Raw genomic sequence first — 23,150 nt, forward strand, 5'->3', positions numbered from 1 at the left:
CCGACCCACCTTGTAATATCAGAATCTACAGATTCGAGATGGATAAGTGCATATCGTTTGGGTGCTCTTCTGTATTACAATCCCAGCGTAGGATTATTTGTTCTTTCTAGGGACGCTCGTGAGTTCTGTGTCCTCTAGTTTTCACGCATGTAGCGGGAGGGCTGGTTGGTTGGGTAGATCAACCGGCCTTTCCGTTCCGCTGTATCAAGAGCTCGCTCACCCCTCATTAGAATGTTCTCCCCAATTCGTTTAGCTCATTTAGCTCTATCTATTGTCATTTCGCTTTATACGGCGGCTCTTTCAAGCGCATCTCAAGGAGATGAACGCCCAAACATCGTCATAATATATGGAGATGATGTCGGTTTTGCAGATGTTAGCGTAAACGTTGAAGATGGTGGCAACACTTCTCTCCCAAGGATACTTACGCCAAACTTAGACAAAGTTGCGGGAGAGGGATTGAATTTCACGGATGCCCACAGTTCTGCTGCGACTTGCACGCCCTCAAGGTATTCCCTGCTTACCGGTGTTCATGCGTTTCGCAAGGGAGTCGCCATTGCTCCCCCGAACGCACCGTCATTGATAACAACCGACATGTTGACTCTGCCCGCTATGCTGAAGCGAGCGGGTTACCGTACGGGAATCGTAGGAAAATGGCACCTAGGGATCGGGGAAAAGGGCGTTGGCCCTGATTGGAATGGAGCGTTGAAGCCGGGGCCATTGGAGTTGGGCTTCGACTCAGCCTATATCTTGCCTACGACAAATGATAGAGTTCCTTGCGTGTATGTGGATGGGCACTACGTCGAGAACTACGATCCTGAAGATCCGATCTATGTGGGAGATACGTTGGAGGAGGTTCAGATGCCAGGAAGCACACAGTATCCTAACGCTCGTGAGTTGAATCCCAAGGAGAAGTTCTACAAGAGCGTGGTGAATGGAATTGGTCGTATCGGATACATGTCCGGAGGAAAGGCCGCTCTGTGGGATGACTACACATCCACGGATGTATTTGTGGGCAAGGCGATCGATTTTATTGAGGAAAGCAAAGATAAGCCGTTCTTCCTTTTTTACTCAGCACAAGATATCCACATCCCGAACGCTCCCAACGAGCGTTTCCAAGGACAGACGAATCTCGGAGCACGCGGAGATGCAATGGTGCAACTGGACTGGGCGGTAGGGGAGATCGTCAATTCGCTGGAGCAGTACGGGCTCCGGGAGAACACGATTCTGGTCTTTACCAGCGATAATGGACCAACCCATCATGCAGATGCGTATTCGCAGACTGAGATTATTTCGCTGTATTCTCCGCATGCAGGAGATGGGCATGATGCCTCAGGGAAGTGGCGTGGCGGTAAGTACGAGATTTACGAAGGTGCTACTCGTGTGCCTTTGATGATTAGTTGGCCGAAACGTGTTGATCCAGCCACTACAGATGCGCTGGTCAACCAAATCGATTTCATCGCCTCCTTCTCTCGCCTTCTTAGAATCGACTTGGCCGAGGACGAAGCACAAGACAGTCGGGATACCCTGGATGCATTTCTGGGAAAGGATCTCAAAGGGCTTGAATACACGATTGAGGAAGGACGAGGTATCGCTCTGCGTTTCGGAGATTGGAAGTACATCCCGGCAAAGAAAATAAGAGGCCAAACTGGATTCTGGCCAGAGGAGGAAAGTCTGTTCGATTTGAGCAAGGACCCCGGTGAGCAAGTTAATGTGATAGCCCAGTATCCAGAGTTGGCGGGCGAGTTGGCCTCGCATTTGGAGAAAATTCGGAAATCAAAAGGAGTGCGTGAACTCGATAGGCGTCGAGGAACAGTTACGGCCCTGACTTCCGAATAGTTTTCAGACTTTAGGTTAAAATGAAGCGTATTCAAATTCCATTACTATCGGCTTTAGCGGTCGTGCTTTCGATTCCAAGTTTACAGGCTGAGCCTGATTCGGTGCCAACTGGTTTCGTAACCGCAGGAAAGGATTTCCCGACATCGGATAAAAATCTTCGGAAGTGGGAGACTCCAATCGTGGCGGACCTCGATCAGGACGGTTGGGTTGACATGGTTCTCAACGAACATGGATACGCGATCCAGATCGTTTGGAATGAAAAGGGTCGTTATGCAAAGCCATGGGATCTGATGATGGGCGACTCTCACGGTGTGACGATCGGTGATTACGACCAGGATGGTTTGTACGAGTTGGTCGTCTCGCGTGGCGGTGGCTCGGGTAGCAATGCCCGTAACTCAGTCATCTATAAGGTCGGTAAGGATCGCAGCTTCGAGCGCATGCCAGAGTTTGATGAGCCGCTGGCCTATATGCGCGGCCGCACTGTCAAGCTACTCGATGGTGACAATGATGGGGATCTCGATCTGTTGAACTTTGCCTTTCCGTCCCGAGAGAAGAACGGGGCGAGCGAGAACTACATCTACAAGAACAACGGTGAAGGTGGATTGGTATTGGAATCGACACTACCTTACACTCGACGAAATGGGCAGAAGGTATTGATCACCGATTTCGATAATGACGGTACCGACGATCTGATTTTGTACGGAGAGGGAGCGATTAGAGCATTTCGGGGAAATGGGGATCTGACCTATGTAGAGGTCGGAAAAACTGTATTTAAAGGTAAAATACAGGGTGTAACCGGAGCTGTTGAGATAGACTACGATAACGATGGTGACTTCGACATCTTTCTGACGCGAGGCCATGAGATCGAGTCAGGGGCGACCTTTTATGATCCGGAAACGCAAGTTTGGGGATTCAAGGCGGTTCGCGAAAATGTTTGGTTCGAGGATGTGGCCATCGGCGATGTCATGAGACTGGAGAATTTCCAATCACCTTGGCCCAACATGAAGATCTTCACAGGCGAGCCGGCACACTCCTACACGTTCGAAGGCGAGACGCACTCAGGGAAAGATATTCGTTTCGTAAACAGTGACACCTTGGGATGGCCAGACCATCTCAACAACAAAGGGCTGTATCTCGGATTTGTGGGGAACGAAAAATGGCGCTTTGTGGCACAAGCGGGTTCGCCGATGACCGGCGTTGTGCATGGAGTAAAGGGATTGCCGGCTTCTTTGGGAGAAGACGGACCCTCTGATGTCCTACTCGAGAATAGAGGCGGGAAATTTGTCGATGTGAGCGAGAAGGTCGGTCTTGGAATTCCAGGGCATTCAAACGGAGTCGCCACCGGGGATTTCGACAACAACGGTTTTGAGGACCTTATCGTTATCCGTCGTGGAAACCTGGTTACGAAGAATGAGTCTGTTCTTTGGCTTAATCAAGGCGATGGTACCTTTAAAAAGGCGAGCGCTCATGGAGTCGTTTCCCCCGAGCTTGGAGCGATTGGGTTCGGAGCAGAAGCTTATGACTACAACAAAGACGGGAAGGTCGATGTTCTGCTCGGTAACGAGCGCGGTAAATGGCACTTGTTTAAGAATCAGAAGTTGGCCAAAGGAAATTACCTTCTCGTTGATCTTGGGGCCCCAGCCAAGGGCAAAGCGAGTTCTCTTGGGGCTCTCGTATCGATTGAAGCAGGTAAGGCCAAGCAAGTGAAGCGTGCCGGATCGGATGGAGCTCCCTATGCGAGAAGCTTTGATCGCTTCGTGCACTTTGGGCTTGGCGACTATGAGGGGCCGGTTTCGGTCACGGTTTTGCTCAGCAATGGTGAGACCTTCGAGAAGACGGTCGGTTCAGTTAACTCGGTTCTCTCTTTCTAATTTTAATACCAAGTAAGATGAATAATTGCACCAAGTATTGTTTCTCGTTTGCGGGGTTGATCGCCTCTCTGCTGCTTGTCGGTTGCGACTCCGATTCTGTTACTCAATCAGATCAATCAGTTCTCCCTTTGAGCGATCCTAATAATGAGGGCGGTTGGATTTTGAATACAGTGGTTAGCGATGAGTTCGAAGAGGCGGATCTGGACGAAGATCGTTGGTTCATCGTTGGGAAGTTTGAAAATGGAAAACCCGTTTATAAGGACCCTGATCATCCTGACCGCGAAGTATGGATTGGCCGAGCTCCTGCCCAATTTTCGGGACGTAACTATCGTCTTGAGGATGGGAAGTTGAAACTGGAGACCCGCTGGGAACCGGACTTTCCCTTCAGTACGGAGCCGGGCTTGGACAACGTTAAGTACGATTACGCCAACATCACCACGGCCGCCGTCATAAATCGTAAGCTGTTCAAATATGGATACATCGAGGTACTCTCTAAAGCCGCGGATGCAGAGGTATCGAGCGCTCTTTGGATGACTCGGCACGAGTATGAGAATGGTCAGCGTAACAACACCGAGCTGGAGCTAGATATCTACGAGCACTTCGGGAGCCACCGCATCGAGGGGCAAGAGTATCGCGACAGGGAGCTTTGGTGGACGATCCATGATTGGGATCCGAAGTTTGGTCACGAAAATGGCAACAACGTCACTTACACGGAGAAGAAGGATTTAGGCTTCCGGGTGGCGGATGGTTTTCACACCTACGGCTTCGAATGGACCGAGACTGGGATCCGTTACTTCATAGATGGGAAACTGTTTAGCGAGGCATCGCGCGAAGATATCGAGAAGTGGGCCAAAGAAGAAAAGGGTCGCGAGAAGGGGTATGTGATCGAGAAAGCCATGCACCTCTGGCTCGACTCCGAATCTTTTCCATGGCGTGGGTATCCAGATTCCAAGGAAGACCTCGAACGCAATAGCCCAGAAGGCGAGAAGGACGATGGTGTAGTCGACTACGAGATTGAGTATGTACGGGTTTGGCAACGCTCTGAGCATATGGAGCAGTCTGAGTAAGCGTTGACGACGGGAGCAGAAGGAGCAATCTGGCGAGTGTATGGGCCTGCCGATGGTAGAGCTCATATCCTGCTGTCATGAAGAGATTCCACTCCTGTTTATCGCTCTATCTAATCGCATTGTTTCAAACTGCTTTGTTGGCTGAGGATTGGGCCGGCTATGATGTCGGGAAGACGCTTCCCGCCGATGCTCAGGTCACGTATCGTGGCAGCAATCCTTTGAGGGACGCCCTGAAGCCGGTTCCGGAAACGGCGATCTTTAAGATGGACGGCTTTGCGCTTTGGGATCCGTCCGTGATTAAGGTAGGAGAGACTTACCATCTCTTTTGCTCGCGTTGGCCAAAGGCGGATGACCACTCTTTCGAGTCAGGGTGGATGCAGAGTCATGTCATTCGAGCGACTTCGAAGTCGTTATTCGGTCCCTATGAGTTTCAAGAAGTGGTGCTCGATCCGAAGGATCATCCTTGGGCGACGAAAGGTATTCATAATCCAAAGATCACGCGGTCGGGAGACCGGTTCCTGCTCTATCATTTGGGGATTCCACGCTGGCAGACAGGATTCGCATTTGCAGACTCGATCGAAGGTCCATGGGAGCCCGTTGCTGAGCCGATTGTGAAAGCTAACAATCCGGCCTTGTACGTTCATGAAGATGGGAGGGCCTACATGGTTTCCAAGTTTAAGCCAAAGCCGACCAAAGACGGGAGATGGGATGCCTATATGCGAGCCCATGCGGCTGCGGATGTGCTCGGTCCGTATACGACTTTTGGGGACGAGGGGAATCGGTTGCCTTACGATCTAGAATTAGAGGATCCAACAATCTGGTGGGCCAATGATAGGTACAACGTTATCTGCACGGATTGGGAAGGAAAGGTTACCGGGACCATGAAATCGGTGATCTATTTCACGTCCAAAGATGGGATCGATTACGAGCTCTACTCAGACCAGCCAGTTTGGACTCAGGATGAGCTGATTCCTGTTGGAGGCAAAGAGGGCTTGAAGGTGAGTCGGATCGAGCGGCCTCAGGTTTACGTGAACGATAAAGGTGAGGTTGAAGCGTTACTCGTTTGCGTGGGAATCGAGCAACGTGGACATGACTACATCGTGATCCGTCCAGTGGATCGGTTTGTTCCTGAGAACTAGTGCTGGTTCGCCTGTCGGCGAATGCTCCTTCTGGTCTGCCTGCTAGGCGCGTTTGCTGTGCACTGTGGCTAGCCCGCCGTCGACTCCTAGGACTTGACCAGTGACCCAGGTTTGCTCTGGGTCGAGCAGCCAGGAAAGGGCGCTTGCGACCTCCTTGGGATTTCCGATCCGACCGAGCGCGTGCATGTTTTGGGAAGCCTTGAGCGAAGGTTCGTTTTGGACGATGGGCTGGGCCATCTTGGAGTCTACCAATCCTGGGGCCACGCAGTTTACCCTTATTCCATAGGTCGCATAGGTGGCGGCCGCCGATAAGGTGAGGCCAATGATTCCCGCTTTGGCAGCGGCAATCGCTTCGTGATTGGGGTAGCCGTGCCGTGCCGCTGCGGAAGAGCAAAACGCGATGGAGCCTCCGGTTTTCATCATGCGCCGAGCAACGCTGTGGAGAGCGGCGAAGCAGGGTGTGAGGTTCGAACTGATCACTTGTTGGTAGTCTGCCTGCTTGGTGAGGTGAGCCGGCTTGAGCAGGATCGACCCCACGCATATGGCGAGCCCGTCGATAGAACCAAACTCTGCCTCCATCCCTTTGAAGAACGGAGCGTATGCATCCCAGTCAGTGGCATCAATTTCGGCCGCCTTCACTTGTTGGCTTTCCGTAAGCCCCGCTGCGGTGGAAAGATCGCGAACGCCTGCGAAGACATTGTGCCCCTGGTCGGTCAGGCGAGAGGTGAGTGCGCTGCCGATCGCTCCAGCAGCGCCGATTATTGCGTAATTTGCCATTTAAGTGGTGAGTTCTCTTTGTTCGCGGATCGCTGCGGCTTGCAGGGATATCTGTTGCAGCTCGGCGGTATCGATTCGGTCTAGGTTGCGAAGCTGCATTCGCATCCTAGGGTTGGAGTGGAGTTTAACCCGGTGTTTCGTCAGGAAATCCCAATACAAGGTTGTGAACGGGCAAGCATCGGAGCCGGTACGCTTGGTCGGGTCGAACCTGCAGCCAGAGCAGTAGTTGCTCATGCGTTTGATGTACTGCCCTGTCGCGACGTAGGGTTTCGAAGCCATGACACTGCCGTCTGCAAATTGGGACATGCCCAGAGTGTTGGGAAGTTCAACCCACTCGACTGCGTCTACGTAGACAGAAAGATACCATTGGTGGACTTTTTTCGGATGTACGCCCAGGAGTAGGCAGTAGAGTCCGGTGACCATCAGTCGTTGAATGTGGTGGGCGTATCCAAATTTCAGTGTTTGAGAGATTGTATCGCGAAGGCAGTTGTACTCGGTGTTGCCGGTCCAAAAGAAATCAGGAAGATCAAGTTCCGCTTCGAAGGCGTTTCTCTCGAGGTACTCGGGCATGTAGCTCCAGTAGATTCCGCGGACGTATTCACGCCAGCCAAGGATTTGGCGAATGAAGCCCTCCACGGACTCGATAGGAGCGAGCCCTTCATTGTAAGCGTGTTCCGCTGCAGATACGGCTTCATCCGCATCGATCAAATGTAGATTCAGAGAAGAGGATATCAGAGAATGATGAAGGAAGGGCTCGCCCGCCCACATCGCGTCCTGGTGTTTGCCGAATCTTGCTAGCTCGTCCTGGATAAAGTTCTGCAGTGCTGCGAGCCCTTGTTCCCTGGTGACTGGCCAGTCGAAGTCCTCGCAAGTTCCAGGATGGTTTGGCAGCTTTTCGTTCACCAGTTTGATTACCGCATTGGTGGTGTCGTCCGGTGGAAAACGCTTTCTGGGTGGGAGAAGTTCTGGGCCAGAGCGAGGAAACGCTTTGCGGTTTTGAGAGTCGAAGTTCCACTCTCCACCACGAGGGTTCTTCCCGTCCATGAGCACTTGGTGTTTGCGTCGCATTTCCCGGTAGAAGAACTCCATGCGGAGTTGCTTGCGTCCTCGAGCGTGGTCTTCGAAATCCGCCGGCGTGCTGTAGAAGGAAGTATCCTCGTGGAGTCTAAGTGGCGTCTGGGTGCTTGAGCAGCTTTCGCTCAAGTTGACCAGAAGCCGGTGTTCGCCTGGGCGGACTAAGTGAACCTCGTCCACCTCATTCTTCGCCAGAAAATCCTCTAGCAGCGTGGAAAGGCTTCCTTCGCTGAACTCTTTGTAGCGGACAACGTATCCCTTCTGGCGAAGTTCGTCACGAAAGTGACGCATGGCCGAGAGGAAGAGGACGATGCGAGTTTTACTACTCCACGTGTGTACCGACTCCTCGGATACCTCTGCCATCCAGACTGCATCCCGAGACTTGTCGAAGCCCTTCAAACTCGGCAAGCGGGTGGAGAGTTGATCCCCAAGCGCGATGACTAACCTTCGATAGTGTCGGTGCTTGGGCATTGGAAGGCGGGGACTCTCTAAGAGTCCTTGCGAGCCTTCTGGGCGGCCCGGTAGGTCGCTTCCATCTCGGCTTTTCGCAGCGGCATTTCGTCGATCAAGTCGAAGAACAATTGCCAGCTCAGTTCGTTACGTTGGAACGCTTTGGGTCCTCCATCCTTTCCTACGAGGATGAAGCGGCTCTCTTCCAGGTCGAGTTGCCAGAGTTGTCTCCAGAGTTGCTTCTCCTCGGTGCTCAGCTTGAAGGAGTGTTCGGTATCGATCTCTATATCGCCCAGGTTCACCATCAGGATGTCCCGGTCGCTTATTTCCCATTCCCACTTTCGGGCCATCTCTTCGATAGAAGTCTTCTGCGTCTCGTCTGACAAGACGTAGGCGATGAGTCGATGACTTGCGAATCCATCTGCAGTTGATTCCTGCTGCAGCTCGGCGTGATCGAGATTTAGGGCCATTGCGAGAAGTGCGATCAGGGCGTTCATGAGAAGTCGTCGAAGGTCGGAGTTGGGGGGTGGTTATCGATTCAAATGAGGTTCAGTCTTCCTGATTTCTGAGTTATGCCTCAGAAAACGCCCAATTACGAGTAAGACCGGAGCGGTTTGGATCGAATTAAGAGTCCAAAAGTGGTTCACTGTTCTGAGCGGTGTCCGAATTGTCAGGATAGTATTGAATCGATCTACACCGCTTAGACGTAACTTACGCCGCAACTCGTCTGGAAAATTTTAAGTTTTTCGAGGCGATTGCTTAAACATGTCCATGCGGAATTTCTTGAACAGGGATACTTAACTATTCAATCGCCGGGCTTGCTGTACAGAGAGGGTGCTTTGGGGAAGATTTGTACGGAAAATCACACTGTTGCGATTGGAAGTCCAAGTTTTCGGAAACTCAGGCCTAACTGCATCGGTGTTTTTTTTGAGATAATGTTGCGTACAATATGCAAGATAGCGGTCCTGCATCACCCCGAAACTAACAATGAATCACCCCACCATCGTCCGAGTCTGGAAACAGTCGCGTGGAAACCCTCTCCTGGTTTTGAAATGAAGAAGAAGCTTTTTGCCCTCCTGCTCGCGGTCACCAGTTTAGCGGCGACTGCTCTTTCCGGCCAAAAGCCGAATGTAATTCTTATCCTCACGGATGACCAAGGGATTGGCGATCTGGGCTGCCAAGGAAATCCTTGGATCAATACGCCAAACATAGATCGTTTCTACGAGGATGCGGTGCGAATGACGGACTTCCACGTGAGTCCAGTCTGCACGCCGACTCGTGGTGCGGTGATGACTGGGCAGTACCCGATCAATAATGGGGCTTGGGCGACATACAAAGGGCGCGACTTTCTTTCCCGTAACCCGTTTACGATGGCGAGATTGTTTCAGGACAACGGATACAGAACTGGGATTTTTGGCAAATGGCACTTGGGGGATAACTTCCCGGTTCGCCCCACGGATGTCGGTTTCGATGTCGCGGTGCAGCATATGTCGGGCGGCGTGGGCGAGCTTTCGGATTATTGGGGCAACAACTATTTTAACGACACATATTTCGTGAACAATGAGCCGAAGCAGTTCGAAGGCTATTGCACGGATATTTGGTTCGATGAGGCGATGAGGTTTATCGGTGATACGAAGGACCAACCTTTCTTCATCTATTTGCCCACCAACGCGCCTCACGGGCCGCTGTATGTAGATGAGAAATACGCAGCGCCCTACAGGCATCTCGTCGGTAAGAAGATCCACAGCGCTGAGTTCTACGGAATGATTACCAACATCGACGAGAACTTCGGAAAGCTAGAAGCGCACCTTAGAGAAGCGGACCTTGCCGACAATACGATCCTCGTTTACTTCACTGACAATGGTTCGGGTCACGGTGTTAGCCCGGATTTCAAGCTTGGTTACAACAAGGGTCTGAGTGGCAAGAAGGGGAGCCGACTGGAAGGTGGGCACCGGGTGCCGTTTTTCATTCGTTGGAAGGATGGGAAGGTTGACGGTGGCAGAGACGTGGCTGATGCCGTCGCTCATGTTGATTTGATTCCGACACTCGCAGAACTTTGCGGACTAAAGATGCCAAAGAATCTCGACCTAGACGGGATCGACTTCTCGCCGGTAATCCGTGGCAAGGGCGGCGAGTTGGAGGATCGCACGATATTCGTTCACAGTCGCCAGGATTGGCGTCCGCCCATGGATGTGAACCAGACCTGCATCGTGAAGGACAAATGGCGTTTGGTGAACGGTACGAAGCTCTACGACATCGAGAAGGATCCTGCCCAGAAGAAGGACCTCGCCGCTCAGTATCCGGAGCTGGTGCAATCGCTGCTGAAACAGAACGCTGCGTTTGTGGCTAAGGCGAAGTTGAATCCTCAATACAATGAGTTCCCTGCGTTCGTGATAGGCAACGAAGCCCAGCGTGAAGTGAAGCTTACGATTCAACACGCGATTGGTGAAGCCCCAGGTTTCTGGAAGTGCGAGCAAGTGGCAGCTGGTTTGAAGAGTGAGAACAACCGTCACTCGCTTGAGATTGATCGTCCCGGCAAGTACCTGATCGAGTGCCGCCGTTGGCCGAAGGAATGTTCCGGGCCGATCCTCGGAGTTCCCAGCGAGAACCCAAAGAATTGGTTCACCTACGAGACGATCGCCCCTGAAAAGGTGCGGATCGAAATCGCGAACCAGATTCTGGAGAAACCTATCGGTGAACAGGACGAAGCGGTGAGTTTTACGCTCAACCTTGAGAAGGGGAAGACGCTGCTCACTAACGATTTCATCGAAGGCAAGAAGGCCTACGGCGTCTACTACACATACATCACTTACCTAGGAGAAAGCTAATCCGCACCCCAGATTCCTATGAAACGAGCCAGCATTTTGCTCACGTCCTTGTTCTTGATCGGTTGCAGCCAAAAAGAAGAGATGACGACTAAAAACTACGACGAGTATCCTGATTCTGTATACGAGTATCTTGCCATTCCCAAGGGCGGTACTCTGAGTGCTGCGTCGAAGCGTGCTTTAGATCGAAACTATGCTCAGGACGACAGTTTTTTCTGCGAATTCAAGACTCACGATCTCAAGGGGGATCTTGTGTTTGAAGAAGGTGTAACGCGCCGTGATCCAAGTTCGGTGATCCTTGTCGATGGGGTCTACTACGTTTACTACACGAAGTCGCCCGGCATCTCTCATGGATTTGGAAATGGTGACCCTGAGAAGAAAGTGTTTCCATGGGATAAGAGCGAGGTCTGGTACGCTACTTCGACTGATGGGTGGACTTGGAAGGAAGAAGGCGTAGCCGTTTCACGAGGGGCTCGCGGCGACTATGACGATCGTTCGGTGTTTACGCCTGAGGTTTTGGCGTACGAGGGGAAGTACTATCTCGTTTACCAGACCGTGAAGGCTCCTTACGCGAATCGCGTGAAGAACCAGGTGGGTATGTCGATCTCTGACTCGCCAAGAGGCCCGTTTAAGCGTTTGCCAGAGCCGATTCTTTCGCCGACAGATGATGGCGAGTGGGACACCGAAGAAGACAACCGTTTCCTCGTTAAGTCTCGCGGTTCGTTCGACAGCCATAAGGTACACGATCCCTGTATCGTCCCCTACAATGGTAAATTCTACCTTTACTACAAAGGGGAGCGGATGGGCGAACGCCTGACCATGGGAGGCCGTGAGATCAAGTGGGGCGTTGCGATATCGGACAATGTAGAAGGTCCGTATGTGAAATCGGAATACAATCCGATCACTAACAGCGGTCACGAAATTTGCGTTTGGAAGTACAAGGGCGGCATCGTCGCTATGCTGAACTCTGATGGTCCTGAAAAGGGAACGATCCAGTACGCTGAGGATGGCGTGAATTTTGAGATCAAGGCGATGATAAGCGGGCGCAGTAAACCGCCTCATGCAGGGGGAATCGTGCGTTCGATCGTAAACGACGACGATCCTTTGTCGGCCATGGAGTGGGGTATCGCTTTTGATCGCAAGGATGGTTGGGACTACATCGTCCGTTTCGAGTCCTACAAACCGTTTGCTCCGTAGCGAGGCATCGCCAGTGAAGCTCATCTTGCCGAAACCTTGTCGATCTACAGGGCTGCTGCTCTTGTCGGTCGTTGCGATGCAATTTGCTAAGGGGGAGAACTTCTATGTTTCGCTCCAAGGCGATGATGCGAACTCAGGTAGCTTAGAAAGCCCGTTCCGTACGATTGGGAAAGCTGCGAGCGTAATGAGTTCGGGAGATGTGTGCCTCATTCGTGGCGGCACTTATCGGGAGCGGGTGGTCGTACCGACTGATGACCTGACCTTCCAGCGTTACCAAAATGAGCAGGTTGTGGTGAGTGGTGCGGACTTGGTCACCAACTGGTCTCAATATTCGGGCGAAATCTACCGAGCTCCTTTGAGCTGGGACGGACATGAGTTTACTCAGGTCTTCTTCGAAGGAAAACACCAGCAAATCGCACGTTACCCGGACAATGCGACGGGCGAAATGATGTCGGTGGAGGTAGAATCTGGATACATGTCTTGCACGACTTACAATGAAACCGGTGATACGCGACGGGTGACGTTCGCAGATATGGCGGACTTTCCCGACAATCATTGGCAGGGAGGGCTGTATCGCGGGATCACCGGGCGTATTCGATCCAATACCATGGGTGATATTCTAAGCTCATCGGGCAAGGATCTGACATGCACCCCTCTGACCAACGAGTGGATAAATGGCAATGACGAGTGGTTCATGGGCGGCGGAGCAGCTGGTTACATTTTGCACCTGAACGCGCTTTCTCGCGAAGGCGAGTGGTGGCACGAGGATGGTTATCTCTATTTTTGGCAGCCCGGTGGCGGCTCTCCTGATGGGGCTTCTGTGGAGGCTCAAGTTCGCGAGGAGGCCTTTGTGATTAATGGCCGCTCCGGCGTAGTGCTTGATGGAATCGAAGTAAATGCGGCCACATTGACTTTGCAGAATTCGGACGATTGCCGCCTGCTGAACTGCAGTTTCGAGTTTGTTCAGCCGTACATTAAGACCTCCGGGTACTCGAGCAATTATGGATCTGTCGGCGGGGTGTACATCGAAGGCGATCGTAACGAAATCGACTCCTGCTATTTTGCTCATTCATGGGGGCATTTGCTCTATATTAACTCCGGTAGTGGAAATCGTGTTACGAACTCCGTCTTTAAGGATAATGGCTGGTACTCGATTTTTTCCTCGAGCATCCACAACCGATCGGCGGCCGAGACGGTGATCGAGTATAATACCTTTGGCGCGACGGGACGATTCCACATTCGGACTGATGCGAACGAGAAGATCACGATTCGCTATAACGACTTTTACGACTGCATGAAGATGGGGCAGGACGCGGGCTCGATCGAGTCGGTCGGAAAAGATCTCAAGGACTCGATCATCGCCTATAATACGCTGCACGATAGCAGTACGCTCCGCCTGCTGAATGCCGGTTTCAACAAACAGTACGTGGTAGCGTTTTATATCGAGGACACCTCGAACTACACGGCTCACCACAATGTCGCTTGGAACTTCAACAACGATAAGGTTCCTGGCAGCATGAAGGACGGCGCGTTCAGTTACCTCGGCCCTCGTGATTCGCAGCAGTCAGGAATTCGCTACTATAACAATACGGCGTGGAATTGTGATTTCCGTATCCGTGTTTGGGATAGGGGAGGAAGTATTAGCACCCAGCACTGGAACAACATCTTCGATAGCAGTATGGATGACGTTTTCGGCGACTTGGAGGCTGGCTTTGATTTTCAGAATAGCGGTTTCATCGATCCCGAAGATGAAGATGCCAATTTCGAGAATGCTTTGGGCGGGCATTTCACTTTGTTGGAAGGATCGACTGCGATAGATAGTGGACGTATCATTGAGGGAATTACAGATGGCTACGCTGGAGATGCTCCCGATATTGGAGCGATCGAACAAGGAAGCTTCATGTGGCGTACCGGGGCGTCTATTGAGTCCAGTCTGAAACAGTTGTCGTTTGGCGAGGTCCTGCCGTCCGGTTCTGATATCGTGGTCGAAGCAGAAGATTTCGACGAAGGGGGGCCTGGGATTGCCTATCACGATTTGTCGCTCGGGAATGAAGGTGGCGTATATCGAGAGGAAAACGTTGATCTATTCTCTATCGGTAGTGAAGAGGTTGCGGTCGGTTCGACGGTGGGTGGTGAGTGGCTTGAGTACACTCTTGATGTGCAGCCGGGCGATTATGTCTTGAAACTGAAGACGTCCGCTAAACGGGCGAATCGCTCGATTCGCGTGGACTTGGATGGGGAGGCGTTAGCGACCGTGGCCATTCCAAATACTGGCGGCTTGGATGTGTTCGAGGAGGTCTCCACGAAGGTGACTGTGAATAGTGTGAGCAAAGGTCGCTTGCGTGTTAACTTTATCTCGGGCGGCACAAACCTAGACTCGATCTCCTTGCTTTCTGATGAGGCTTCAGAATTGAGCTACCAAGACTGGGTGACCGGTTATCAGCTCGTTGGGGCGGATGCTGATATGCATGCTGATCCGGATGGGGATGACGTGAGTAACGTGCTGGAATACGCATTTGGCGGGGATCCAACGGACGCGAAGGCGGTTGGGGTTCGTCCTCGGCTAACGTCAGTTGGGCAGAACTTGGGGATTCAGTTTCTTCAGGCGAACACTGCGGATGCGGTGTTGCAGTACGTTTTGGAGACATCGCCGGATCTCTCTCCCGGAAGTTGGCAGCCTTTGGAAATCGCGAGTGACTCCGTGACGGATTTGGGGGCTGGGTTCTCCAAGGTTGAGCAACTGCTTCGTTTCGAGGAACGTTCACAGTTTGTCAGAATGCGGGTCATCTCAGCCGAGTAGCCGATGCTGGGATTGGATATCTTTGGTATTTGATGGACGATTTTATCAACTTAATCGGTGAAGTGCTCGGTCGGTTGACACCGCTTTGATGGCGTATTGTATGCAATCAGAAAGGTGACGCTGTCTGTCTTGCTGAATCGAAGGCCAAGTCTTCGGTCAAAATCAATTTAAACTCCAAGAACTGAATACGATGAAAAGTAAAATTACTTTAATTGCAATTGCCGCAGTTGGTTTGGCTGCAACCGGTTTTGCTAACGGAAACCAAGGTGGGTTTCCTTACGAGATGCCCCTTGAAAAGCCGGATCGCGAAATGAGCACCGCGATGCATCGTATCTATGATTCCTATCCGGCTGCCCAGCCTGAGCACAACGAGCTTTTTAGTCAGTTCAAGTACACTGAACTCAAGGGGTTTGATTACAGTAATGGGGATGGAACTGTTTCTCGACGTGATCCCTCCAAGATTTTGTATCACGAAGGTAAATACTATGTTTGGTATACCAAAAGACATACCGTAGTGCCTCCGATCGGTATGAGAAATGCCCGCAAGGCAACTGACAAAATTCCTTCGGCAGACTGGGATTTGTCAGAGATCTGGTACGCAACCTCAGAGGATGGTTTCGAGTGGGAAGAGCAAGGTGTTGCCATCACGCGCCCGGAGAAACCGATTGTCGGTTGGCGCTCGGTGACGACGACTGATATCCTGGTTTGGGAAGGTAAATACTACCTCTACTATCAAGGATTCATGGAAGCGAGTGGCATGCGTGGCGACGATTGTCCGGTTGCTGTTTCTTGGGCTGATTCCCCAGATGGACCTTGGACTCCCTACAACAAGATCGTGATTCCGAATGGAGGAGAAGGAGAGTGGGATCAGTACTCGATCCATGATCCGTATCCACTGGTTCGCGACGGGAAAATCTATCTCTACTATAAGTCTGACTTCGGAAGGAATCCGCACAAGGTTCGCATGCAAGGTCTAGCGATTGCAGAAAATCCACTCGGTCCGTTTAAGAAGCACCCGCTTAACCCGGTGATTACTTCAGGGCATGAGACCTCTCTCTTCCCATTCAAGGAAGGCATTGCAGCTCTCGTTTACAAGGATGGTCCGGAGCATAACACGATTCAGTACTCCGAGGATGGCGTGAACTTCGAGATCGCTTCCATCACTGAATTGATGCCTTACGCAGCGGCTCCCTATGTGCCGGACGCGTTCACCAATACCAAGTATGGGCGTGGAGTGACTTGGGGCCTGGCGCACTTCATTCATCAAGGAGGCAAGGGGCAGAGTCACTCAATCCTGGTGCGTTTTGACTGCGACTTAAGCTTGGATCTCGATGATCCCGAGATGAAGGAGCACCGCGTGAATCACAAAAAAGACGTCTACTATCGTCAAGGGCTCAGCAAGAAGCAGCTCGAGCGGATCAAGGGTAAGTAAGGCGCAAGTTCAAGAATGGGACGGTGGGGACGCCGTCCTTTCTTTTTGCACTTAATCGATGAAGTTCGGAGGTGTTTGACCTTATTTGAAAATTGTATACGAAATGCAATCTTATGATTTCCCCCTGCCCAAAAATTCTCGTTACAGGAGCGAACCGAGGGATCGGTTTAGAGTTTGTTAGGCACTACCTTACTCAAGGGTGCGATGTGATCGCGACGTGTCGCAAGCCCGATGAAGCGAGAGATCTGAACGCATTGATGGAAACGTATACTGATTCTTTACAGATTGAGGAGTTAGACTTGGGCTCTGATTCATCAATTGAGAGCTTTTACCGCAGATTGGCTGAGTGTGGTGTCGCCTTGGACTTGCTCATCAGCAATGCGGGGGTCTCGGACAATGAACCCTTTGGCGAATGGAGCCGCCGCTCTCTGGAACTCAACCTGGAGGTAAACACAATCGGGCCGGCCCTTTTGGCTCAGGCTCTTGCTCCGCTGCTGAAAGAAGGGTCGAAATTGATTCAGCTTTCTACGGGTTGGGCGTCGATGAGTTACAATGGAGACAACAAGGGGCCGTATGATGCCTACGCTATCAGCAAGGCGGGTTTGAATATGCTCACCCACCGTTTGGCTGCGCATCTGCGAGAGCGAGGGATCACAGTGGTGTCTCTTAGCCCCGGCTGGGTACGAACGCAGATGGGCGGCGAAGCTGCTCCGCTAAGTCCTGCAGAAGGGGTCGCTCAGATGACAGCCACGATCGCGGATCTGTCGTTGGAGGACACAGGGGCGTTTCTGAGTCCGGAAGGCGAACCTCTTCCCAGGTAGAGGGGCAATCTGAAATCTACTTAAAGGGGTGGGTACGATTGGGACAACTTTCTGTTTTGTAGGGCTGGTGCTTGTCGCCACGCCGCATTGCAGGGTAGATGCGGCATGCCGCAAGCGGCAGCCCTACACTTACTTGTGTTCGTGTTAATTGTGTAGCCAAAAATTTTATACACATTGTTACTATGAATCTACGGAAATTTAATTATGCTGTCTTGGGAGGCTCGGTATTGTTGGGGATTGTAAGCTCCGCAAATGCCAGCGGATTGGTTGAGCTCAGCTCATTTGAAGGCCGCGAAGGAGAGCCTGTCTTTCGAGCGATCGACGCGGATGCACGGGTCGTATCCGGAAAGGGAGTGACGGATGGAAAGAAGGCGCTGCGTGTCGATTTCAAAGCCGACAAGAAGACATCGGTTGTGGAGTTCAAGACAGACGAGGTCTGGAATTGTAAGGGGCTTGGGGCCTATCACATGCAATTTGAAGCGACGAATCCCGGTGACCGTTCCATTAACTTGCAGGTTTCGCTGCGAGCGGGAAGCGGAGCTGGATGGAATCGCGCGGTGAGTATTCCGGCTAAGAGTTCCGGCAGCTACTACTTTGAGCTCGTGGGCGAAGGTGTTTCTGAAGACTTCGGCATGCGAGATGATCCACCTACGATGAATATCGATGCGACCAAGATGGTTTCGATGGGCTTCAAGCGGAAGGGTGATTTCACCTCGGTAAAGCAGGTCCGCTTTTTTGTACGTAACAACCTTTTCGACAAGAGCCTCATCCTCGACAACATTCGTTTTGTCTCCAGCCCGGAGCGTGATCCAAATGCCTTGCTTGGGTTCGTCGATGCCTTTGGTCAAAATGCGTCGGTAGATTTTGAGCACAAAGTGCAGAGCGAGGAGCACATGAAGGAGTTGGCCGATGCGGAGCTTCGAGCGTTGGCAGTATCTGCTCCCATGAAGGATAGGAGTATCTGGGGGGGCTGGAAAGAAGGGCCGAAACTTGAGGGCACCGGATTCTTCCGTACCGAGAAAGTTGGAGGCAAATGGGCTATCGTAGACCCTGAAGGCTACCTCTTCTTCTCTTCGGGAATCGCAAATGTGCGCATGGCCAATACCTCGACTTTTACCGGGGTCGATTATCGGGATGATTCGGTGCGCTACATAGACCCGGAGGATGTGACTCCAGAGGATTCGCAAGGAATCGTAGCGGTACCGCGTGAGATCAAAGAAGACGATTTTGTATCCAACGAGATGCGACGTAACCTCTTCACTTGGTTGCCAGACTATGATGACAAGCTCGCGAAGCACTATAGCTATCGCCGAAAAACTCACCATGGGCCGGTTCCACACGGGCAGACCTTTAGCTTTTACCAGGCAAACCTAGAGCGTCGTTATGGGGAGACTTACCCGAATTCGTTTATAGCCAAATGGCGCGATGTCACATTGGATCGAATGCTCGACTGGGGGTTCACTTCTTTTGGGAACTGGGCTGCCGCTGAGTTCTATCATTCCAAACGCTTTCCGTACTTTGCCAATGGTTGGATCATTGGGGAGTATGCGACACTTAGCTCGGGTAACGATTATTGGGGGGCGATGCCGGATCCGTTCGACCCCGAGTTTGCTCGTAGGGCGAGAGTCACTACGGAAACGATCGCCGAAGAAGTTTTAGGAAGTCCTTGGTGTATAGGTGTCTTCATTGACAATGAGATGAGCTGGGGGAACGAGAACTCGGTTCGCAGTCGTTATGCGTTGGCACTGGATGCGATTTCAAAGGCGGAAGCTGAGAGTCCGGCCAAGGCAGCGTTCATGAAAACGCTCAAGAAAAAGCACCGTGGGATTGCGAAGCTCAACAAGGCATGGGGCACGGAGATCGCTTCATGGGGCGAACTGGCTAAAGGAGTTCCCTTTCAGGACAGTCAACTCTCGGACGGCATGGTCGAGGATTTGTCTGTGTTGATGGAAAGCTACGCGCGCCAGTACTTCGAAGTCGTATCGGGAGCTCTGAAGGACGTATTGCCAAACCACATGTATCTTGGCCCGCGTTTGACCACTTGGGGTATGACACGTGAAGTGCGTAAGGCGGCGGTCGACTACGTTGATGTAATGGGAGTCAACTACTACCGCGAAGATGTCGGTACTGCGGATTGGGGCTTTCTGGAGGAGATCGATATGCCCTGCCTGATCGGAGAGTTTCATATGGGGTCTTCGGATACAGGTTGTCCGCACCCTGGGATCATTCATGCTTCGGATGTTAAGGACCGTGCCAGGATGTGGACCGATTACATGAAGAGCGTGATCGATAACCCTTACCTAGTGGGGGCTCATTGGTTCCAATACATCGATTCGCCGATTACGGGACGAGCTCACGATGGTGAAAACTACAATGTAGGCTTTGTCACTCAGGCGGACGTTCCGTATCCAAATTTGGTGGCAGCGGCTAGGAAGCTACACGCGGAGCTGTACCAACGGAAGTATGGCGAGCTGAAAGAGGATTGAGGTCGAACGGTGGCAATGACGGTACATTGCCCTCCTTTTATTGGCTGAGGACGTGTTTGAGGTTTTCCAGATCGAGGATGTCGGAGAGGGATTCTTCGCGGACGATTTCGTTGGCGAGGCTTTCCTTCTTGAGCTGGAGCGACTGGATCTTTTGCTCGACTGAGTCTTTGGCGATGAGTCGGTACGCGTTTACTGTATTCTTCTGGCCGATACGGTGAGTTCGGTCGATCGCTTGAGCCTCGACGGCTGGATTCCACCAGGGATCGTACAGGACGACGTAACTGGCGGCTGTAAGGTTGAGACCGGAGCCCGCGGCGCGGAGGGAAAGTAGGAAGGCGGTGATGGACTCGTCGCTCTGGAATTGGTCGACGAGCTCTTCCCGGTTCTTGGTCTGGCCAGTGAGGGTGAGGTGCTTGCAGCCGATTTCGTCGAACTTGGCGCTGATGATTTTCAGCATTTCGACGAATTGGGAGAATACGAGGACCTTGTGACCTTCGTCCTGTAGTTCGGTGACGAGGTCGATGAGGCCTTCGAGCTTGGCGCTGCGTACCTCTTTGTATTCGGGGCTGATGAGCGCTGGGTGGCAGCAGATCTGGCGCAGGCGAAGCAGGGAAGCGAGGATGTTGAATCGCTCTTTGGCGAAGGCGGCCTGGCCGTCGATTCCGAGGACTTTCTGTTGGGTGAGTTTGAGTTCGGCTTGATAGAGGTCTCGTTGTTCGCCTTCCATTTGGCAGACGAGGGACTCCTCGATGCGATCTGGGAGGTCGGTCGCTACCTGCTTCTTGCTGCGGCGGATCATGAAATGGTTGACCCGGGTAGCGAGGCGGGAAGGGGTTTGCGGGTCGTTCTCTTTGTAGTGCTTGGTAAATGACGTTTTGCTGCCGAGCAAGCCTGGCATGGCGTAGGCGAAAATGGACCAGAGGTCGGTCGCTTTGTTCTCAACGGGCGTACCGGTGAGAGCGATACGGTACTCGGACTTGAGGTCGCGTGCGGCCTTGGCGGTTTGGGAAGTCGGGTTTTTGATGTACTGGGCTTCGTCGAGGATGGAGACGGTCCACTTGACGTTGTGGAAGAGGTCGCGGCGAATACGCAGTTGGGAGTAGTTGGCGACGAGGATGTCGGTCTCGTCAAGCTGCCAGGTGGCGGCGGTATGGACGTCTGGATCGAAGATCGCGATCTTGAGCAGATTCGAGTGGATTTCGACTTCCTTGTGCCAGACGTGCATGACTGATTTTGGGCATACGACGAGGCAGGCGAAGGGTTCTTCCGCGGGGCGGTTGAGTTTTAGCCAAGTGAGCCAGGTGAGGGTCTGCAGGGTTTTACCCAGACCCATGTCGTCGGCGAGGACTCCTCCGAAGCGGTTGTGGGCGAGGTAGGCGAGAAACTTGAAACCTTCGACCTGGTAGGGGCGGAGCTCGGATTTGATGCCTTTGGGCACCGCGGCGGCGGTTTTGGCGGTCAGTTCTTTCGAGCGTTTGCGGATGGCGTCCCGCATGTCGTCGAAGGCGGTTTCTTCGAGCTTGGCGTCGGCGAGCTGCAAGGTGTGTAGGGCGTGCTGGCCGCTGCCTGCGTCGTCGAAGTGGACGCCTAGGGTATCGAGAAGCTTGCGGTCGCTTTCGACGACTTCGTTTTCGAAGCGTTTCCAACCTTTTCCGGGGAGGTAGGTGTATTCGCCGCGTGCTCGCATGACGAGCTGCTGTTCCTCTGCGGTGAGGTTGGTATCCATGAACTGGGGATCCAGCTTCAGGTTGAACCAGTCGGAGTTTTCGTCGGTGGATACGGCGAGGGCGTAGCGTCCGGCGGGGCGTCCGTCGACGAGAGTGTCGAGCTCGTCGTCTGGAATGAGTTGGATGTCTTCTGGAATCTCCTGGATCCAGTCGATGAACTCCTTGGCGAAGCCGGCATCGATGGTGCGGCTCCAAATGCCTTCGTCCTCTTCCTCCTCGAGCTCGAAGGATTCGAGCACTTCGGGGACGTAGTCGGTGGGGGGCTGTTCGAAGAGGGTGCGATCGGGTGGGGTGGTGGCTTCGCTCTCGTCTTCCGGGTTGCCGGCCGATTTCCAGCCGTCGCTGGTGAGCAGGAACCAAAACTCCTGGTCAGGAGAGACCGAATACAGGCGACAGTCGAGGTAGGTTTTCTTGGCCCATTTGTCGTCGTTTTTCCGGATTTGGCAGTAGAGGCGAGCCTGCATGGGGATGCAGACGAGGTCGTCTCCCACGTTTGCTGGAAGGGGGAGGCCTTGGTTTCTGAGGAAGAGCAGGCCTTCGGGGGATTCGACGGCGGCAGCGGGGATGGTGAAGAGCTTGTTTGGCCGTTCGTTGGGGCGAAGGAGCGGAGGTCCGTGGTAGAGGGTGTCGCCGCAGAGGTAGAGCGGGGTCTCGCCTGCCAGGTAGGTGAGGGGGAAGGGGGCTTGCGTCTGGTCCTCGAGCTCTAGCTGCAAGACGTAGCATCCATCGTCTCCGATGCCGTTTTGGATGCCGGTCCACTGTAAGGATCGATCGGATACGTTGAACGGCTGGTCGTCCGAGCCGACGATCTGGGCTTTGGTGATGGGGTGGTGCAGGAGCTTGTTGAGAAAGGCGCAGTCTTCTGGCTTCTCCAGGTCGATGCGGGCTCGGTTGGTCGCTTTGAAGTATTCTTGGAAGAGGGCGCAGAGGGTGAGGCTTTGGGGAGCGAAGCGTTCGAGGAAGCCGAAGTCTTTGGAGAGCCATTGGCCGAAGTCTTTGGCGGTGATGTTCTCGAAGGGTTCGCTTTCCGACTGGCGTCCTTCCCACTTGAGGGTTTTGCCGTAGAGTTTAAGGCGTATCTCAAGTGTGGAGACTGGGGTGACGTATTTGCGTTGGGAGAGGTTTCCGAGGCGGTTTTTCCAGAGTTGGGTTTCTTTGACGCGGGCTCGGCGGATGAGTTCCTGCTCGATGTTGGTGGTGTCGATGACGGGGCCGAGGAAGGCGGGGGTGGGGGCGTCGAAACGTTGTAGGAGGAAGGCGATGTACTGGAGCAGTTCCAGTTCGGTTTCCGGCTTGTTGATCCAGATGCCGTCGCTGATGGATTTGCCCGGATCCGGGACCTTGAGCTTTATTTCTGGATCGAAGGGTTCTAGGTCTTTGGCGTAGAGCGCTTCGCGCCATTCGAACTCCTCGGCGAGATCGCTGAGGGCTTGCAGTTGCTGGCGCTCGCTAGAGGTGAAGGAGCGTCCGAGGGAGTCCTCAAGCTTGGATTTCCAGGAATTCGTTTCGTCGGAAGACATAAATGGTCGGATCAGAGGGGAGGTGAGACCTAAAAGTCTCCGTTTAGCTCCGAGAGTCGAGCCTCTGCTTCGAAAACCTTGTATGTTTTTTTCGCTGACGCGGTCGCCGAGAGTCGAAATGTTGTGTG

The 23,150-nt window shown here is 52.8% G+C and carries 14 protein-coding genes; 10 read left to right on the plus strand and 4 right to left on the minus strand.

The features are described from left to right. Positions 1-231 precede the first annotated feature (231 nt). From JIN87_RS24445 to JIN87_RS24460, 4 genes are all read left to right on the plus strand, one after another. A complete protein-coding gene (locus JIN87_RS24445; protein WP_200358580.1) occupies positions 232-1,836 on the plus strand; it encodes a sulfatase-like hydrolase/transferase in 1,605 nt (534 codons plus the stop codon). Between the two features lie 20 nt (positions 1,837-1,856). Continuing rightward, positions 1,857-3,707: an FG-GAP repeat domain-containing protein gene (locus JIN87_RS24450; RefSeq protein ID WP_200358582.1), complete on the plus strand. Its 1,851-nt coding sequence runs from the start codon at positions 1,857-1,859 to the stop codon at positions 3,705-3,707. A gap of 17 nt (positions 3,708-3,724) precedes the next feature. Next, positions 3,725-4,774 carry a family 16 glycosylhydrolase gene (locus tag JIN87_RS24455; protein ID WP_200358584.1) on the plus strand — a complete coding sequence of 350 codons (1,050 nt, stop codon included), beginning with the start codon at positions 3,725-3,727 and terminating at the stop codon, positions 4,772-4,774. 77 nt (positions 4,775-4,851) lie between these two features. After that, positions 4,852-5,913 carry a glycoside hydrolase family protein gene (locus JIN87_RS24460; protein ID WP_200358586.1) on the plus strand — a complete coding sequence of 354 codons (1,062 nt, stop codon included), beginning with the start codon at positions 4,852-4,854 and terminating at the stop codon, positions 5,911-5,913. A 42-nt stretch (positions 5,914-5,955) separates the two neighbouring features. On the opposite strand, the gene JIN87_RS24465 is transcribed toward JIN87_RS24460, so the two are convergent. From JIN87_RS24465 to JIN87_RS24475, 3 genes are read right to left on the minus strand one after another with little or no spacing between them, the layout of a single operon-like run. Continuing rightward, a complete protein-coding gene (locus JIN87_RS24465; RefSeq protein WP_200358588.1) occupies positions 5,956-6,690 on the minus strand; it encodes an SDR family NAD(P)-dependent oxidoreductase in 735 nt (244 codons plus the stop codon). Next, a complete protein-coding gene (locus JIN87_RS24470) occupies positions 6,691-8,235 on the minus strand; it encodes a cryptochrome/photolyase family protein (protein ID WP_200358590.1) in 1,545 nt (514 codons plus the stop codon). A gap of 17 nt (positions 8,236-8,252) precedes the next feature. After that, the gene (locus tag JIN87_RS24475; protein ID WP_200358600.1) at positions 8,253-8,711 is read right to left on the minus strand and encodes a DUF4174 domain-containing protein; all 459 of its coding nucleotides are present in this window, start codon (positions 8,709-8,711) and stop codon (positions 8,253-8,255) included. 555 nt (positions 8,712-9,266) lie between these two features. Between JIN87_RS24475 and JIN87_RS24480 the strand changes: the two genes are divergently transcribed. From JIN87_RS24480 to JIN87_RS24505, 6 genes are all read left to right on the plus strand, one after another. Continuing rightward, complete coding sequence (locus JIN87_RS24480; RefSeq protein ID WP_200358601.1) at positions 9,267-11,042, plus strand: arylsulfatase; 1,776 nt, start codon at positions 9,267-9,269, stop codon at positions 11,040-11,042. 18 nt (positions 11,043-11,060) lie between these two features. Beyond that, positions 11,061-12,236: a glycoside hydrolase family 117 protein gene (locus tag JIN87_RS24485; protein WP_234033602.1), complete on the plus strand. Its 1,176-nt coding sequence runs from the start codon at positions 11,061-11,063 to the stop codon at positions 12,234-12,236. Positions 12,237-12,312: 76 nt separating this feature from the next. Then, positions 12,313-15,036, plus strand: a complete 2,724-nt coding sequence (locus tag JIN87_RS24490) for a carbohydrate-binding domain-containing protein (RefSeq protein ID WP_200358603.1) — start codon at positions 12,313-12,315, stop codon at positions 15,034-15,036. Between the two features lie 190 nt (positions 15,037-15,226). Beyond that, entirely contained in the window at positions 15,227-16,468 is a 1,242-nt protein-coding gene (locus tag JIN87_RS24495) for a glycoside hydrolase family 117 protein (protein WP_200358605.1), read from the plus strand. A 113-nt stretch (positions 16,469-16,581) separates the two neighbouring features. Further along, entirely contained in the window at positions 16,582-17,289 is a 708-nt protein-coding gene (locus tag JIN87_RS24500) for an SDR family oxidoreductase (RefSeq protein WP_200358607.1), read from the plus strand. Between the two features lie 182 nt (positions 17,290-17,471). Further along, positions 17,472-19,775, plus strand: coding sequence for a hypothetical protein (locus tag JIN87_RS24505; protein WP_200358609.1), 2,304 nt, complete (start codon positions 17,472-17,474; stop codon positions 19,773-19,775). A 37-nt stretch (positions 19,776-19,812) separates the two neighbouring features. Here the strand turns inward: JIN87_RS24505 and JIN87_RS24510 are convergent, their stop codons facing one another. Continuing rightward, positions 19,813-23,022 (minus strand): DEAD/DEAH box helicase, encoded by a 3,210-nt coding sequence (locus JIN87_RS24510; RefSeq protein ID WP_200358611.1) that lies wholly within the window; start codon positions 23,020-23,022, stop codon positions 19,813-19,815. Positions 23,023-23,150 lie beyond the last annotated feature (128 nt).

It is taken from the genome of Pelagicoccus mobilis (assembly GCF_016595505.1).
In the GTDB taxonomy this organism is placed as follows: Bacteria; Verrucomicrobiota; Verrucomicrobiia; order Opitutales; family Opitutaceae; genus Pelagicoccus; species Pelagicoccus mobilis.

Excerpts from the sequence above, each read along its gene's own strand:
- JIN87_RS24445 (WP_200358580.1), top strand. The coding sequence starts at position 232 with ATGTTCTCCCCAATTCGTTTAGCTCATTTAGCTCTATCTATTGTCATT.
- JIN87_RS24450 (WP_200358582.1), top strand. The coding sequence starts at position 1,857 with ATGAAGCGTATTCAAATTCCATTACTATCGGCTTTAGCGGTCGTGCTT.
- JIN87_RS24455 (WP_200358584.1), top strand. The coding sequence starts at position 3,725 with ATGAATAATTGCACCAAGTATTGTTTCTCGTTTGCGGGGTTGATCGCC.
- JIN87_RS24460 (WP_200358586.1), top strand. The coding sequence starts at position 4,852 with ATGAAGAGATTCCACTCCTGTTTATCGCTCTATCTAATCGCATTGTTT.
- JIN87_RS24465 (WP_200358588.1), bottom strand. The coding sequence starts at position 6,690 with ATGGCAAATTACGCAATAATCGGCGCTGCTGGAGCGATCGGCAGCGCA.
- JIN87_RS24470 (WP_200358590.1), bottom strand. The coding sequence starts at position 8,235 with ATGCCCAAGCACCGACACTATCGAAGGTTAGTCATCGCGCTTGGGGAT.
- JIN87_RS24475 (WP_200358600.1), bottom strand. The coding sequence starts at position 8,711 with ATGAACGCCCTGATCGCACTTCTCGCAATGGCCCTAAATCTCGATCAC.
- JIN87_RS24480 (WP_200358601.1), top strand. The coding sequence starts at position 9,267 with ATGAAGAAGAAGCTTTTTGCCCTCCTGCTCGCGGTCACCAGTTTAGCG.
- JIN87_RS24485 (WP_234033602.1), top strand. The coding sequence starts at position 11,061 with ATGAAACGAGCCAGCATTTTGCTCACGTCCTTGTTCTTGATCGGTTGC.
- JIN87_RS24490 (WP_200358603.1), top strand. The coding sequence starts at position 12,313 with ATGCAATTTGCTAAGGGGGAGAACTTCTATGTTTCGCTCCAAGGCGAT.
- JIN87_RS24495 (WP_200358605.1), top strand. The coding sequence starts at position 15,227 with ATGAAAAGTAAAATTACTTTAATTGCAATTGCCGCAGTTGGTTTGGCT.
- JIN87_RS24500 (WP_200358607.1), top strand. The coding sequence starts at position 16,582 with ATGATTTCCCCCTGCCCAAAAATTCTCGTTACAGGAGCGAACCGAGGG.
- JIN87_RS24505 (WP_200358609.1), top strand. The coding sequence starts at position 17,472 with ATGAATCTACGGAAATTTAATTATGCTGTCTTGGGAGGCTCGGTATTG.
- JIN87_RS24510 (WP_200358611.1), bottom strand. The coding sequence starts at position 23,022 with ATGTCTTCCGACGAAACGAATTCCTGGAAATCCAAGCTTGAGGACTCC.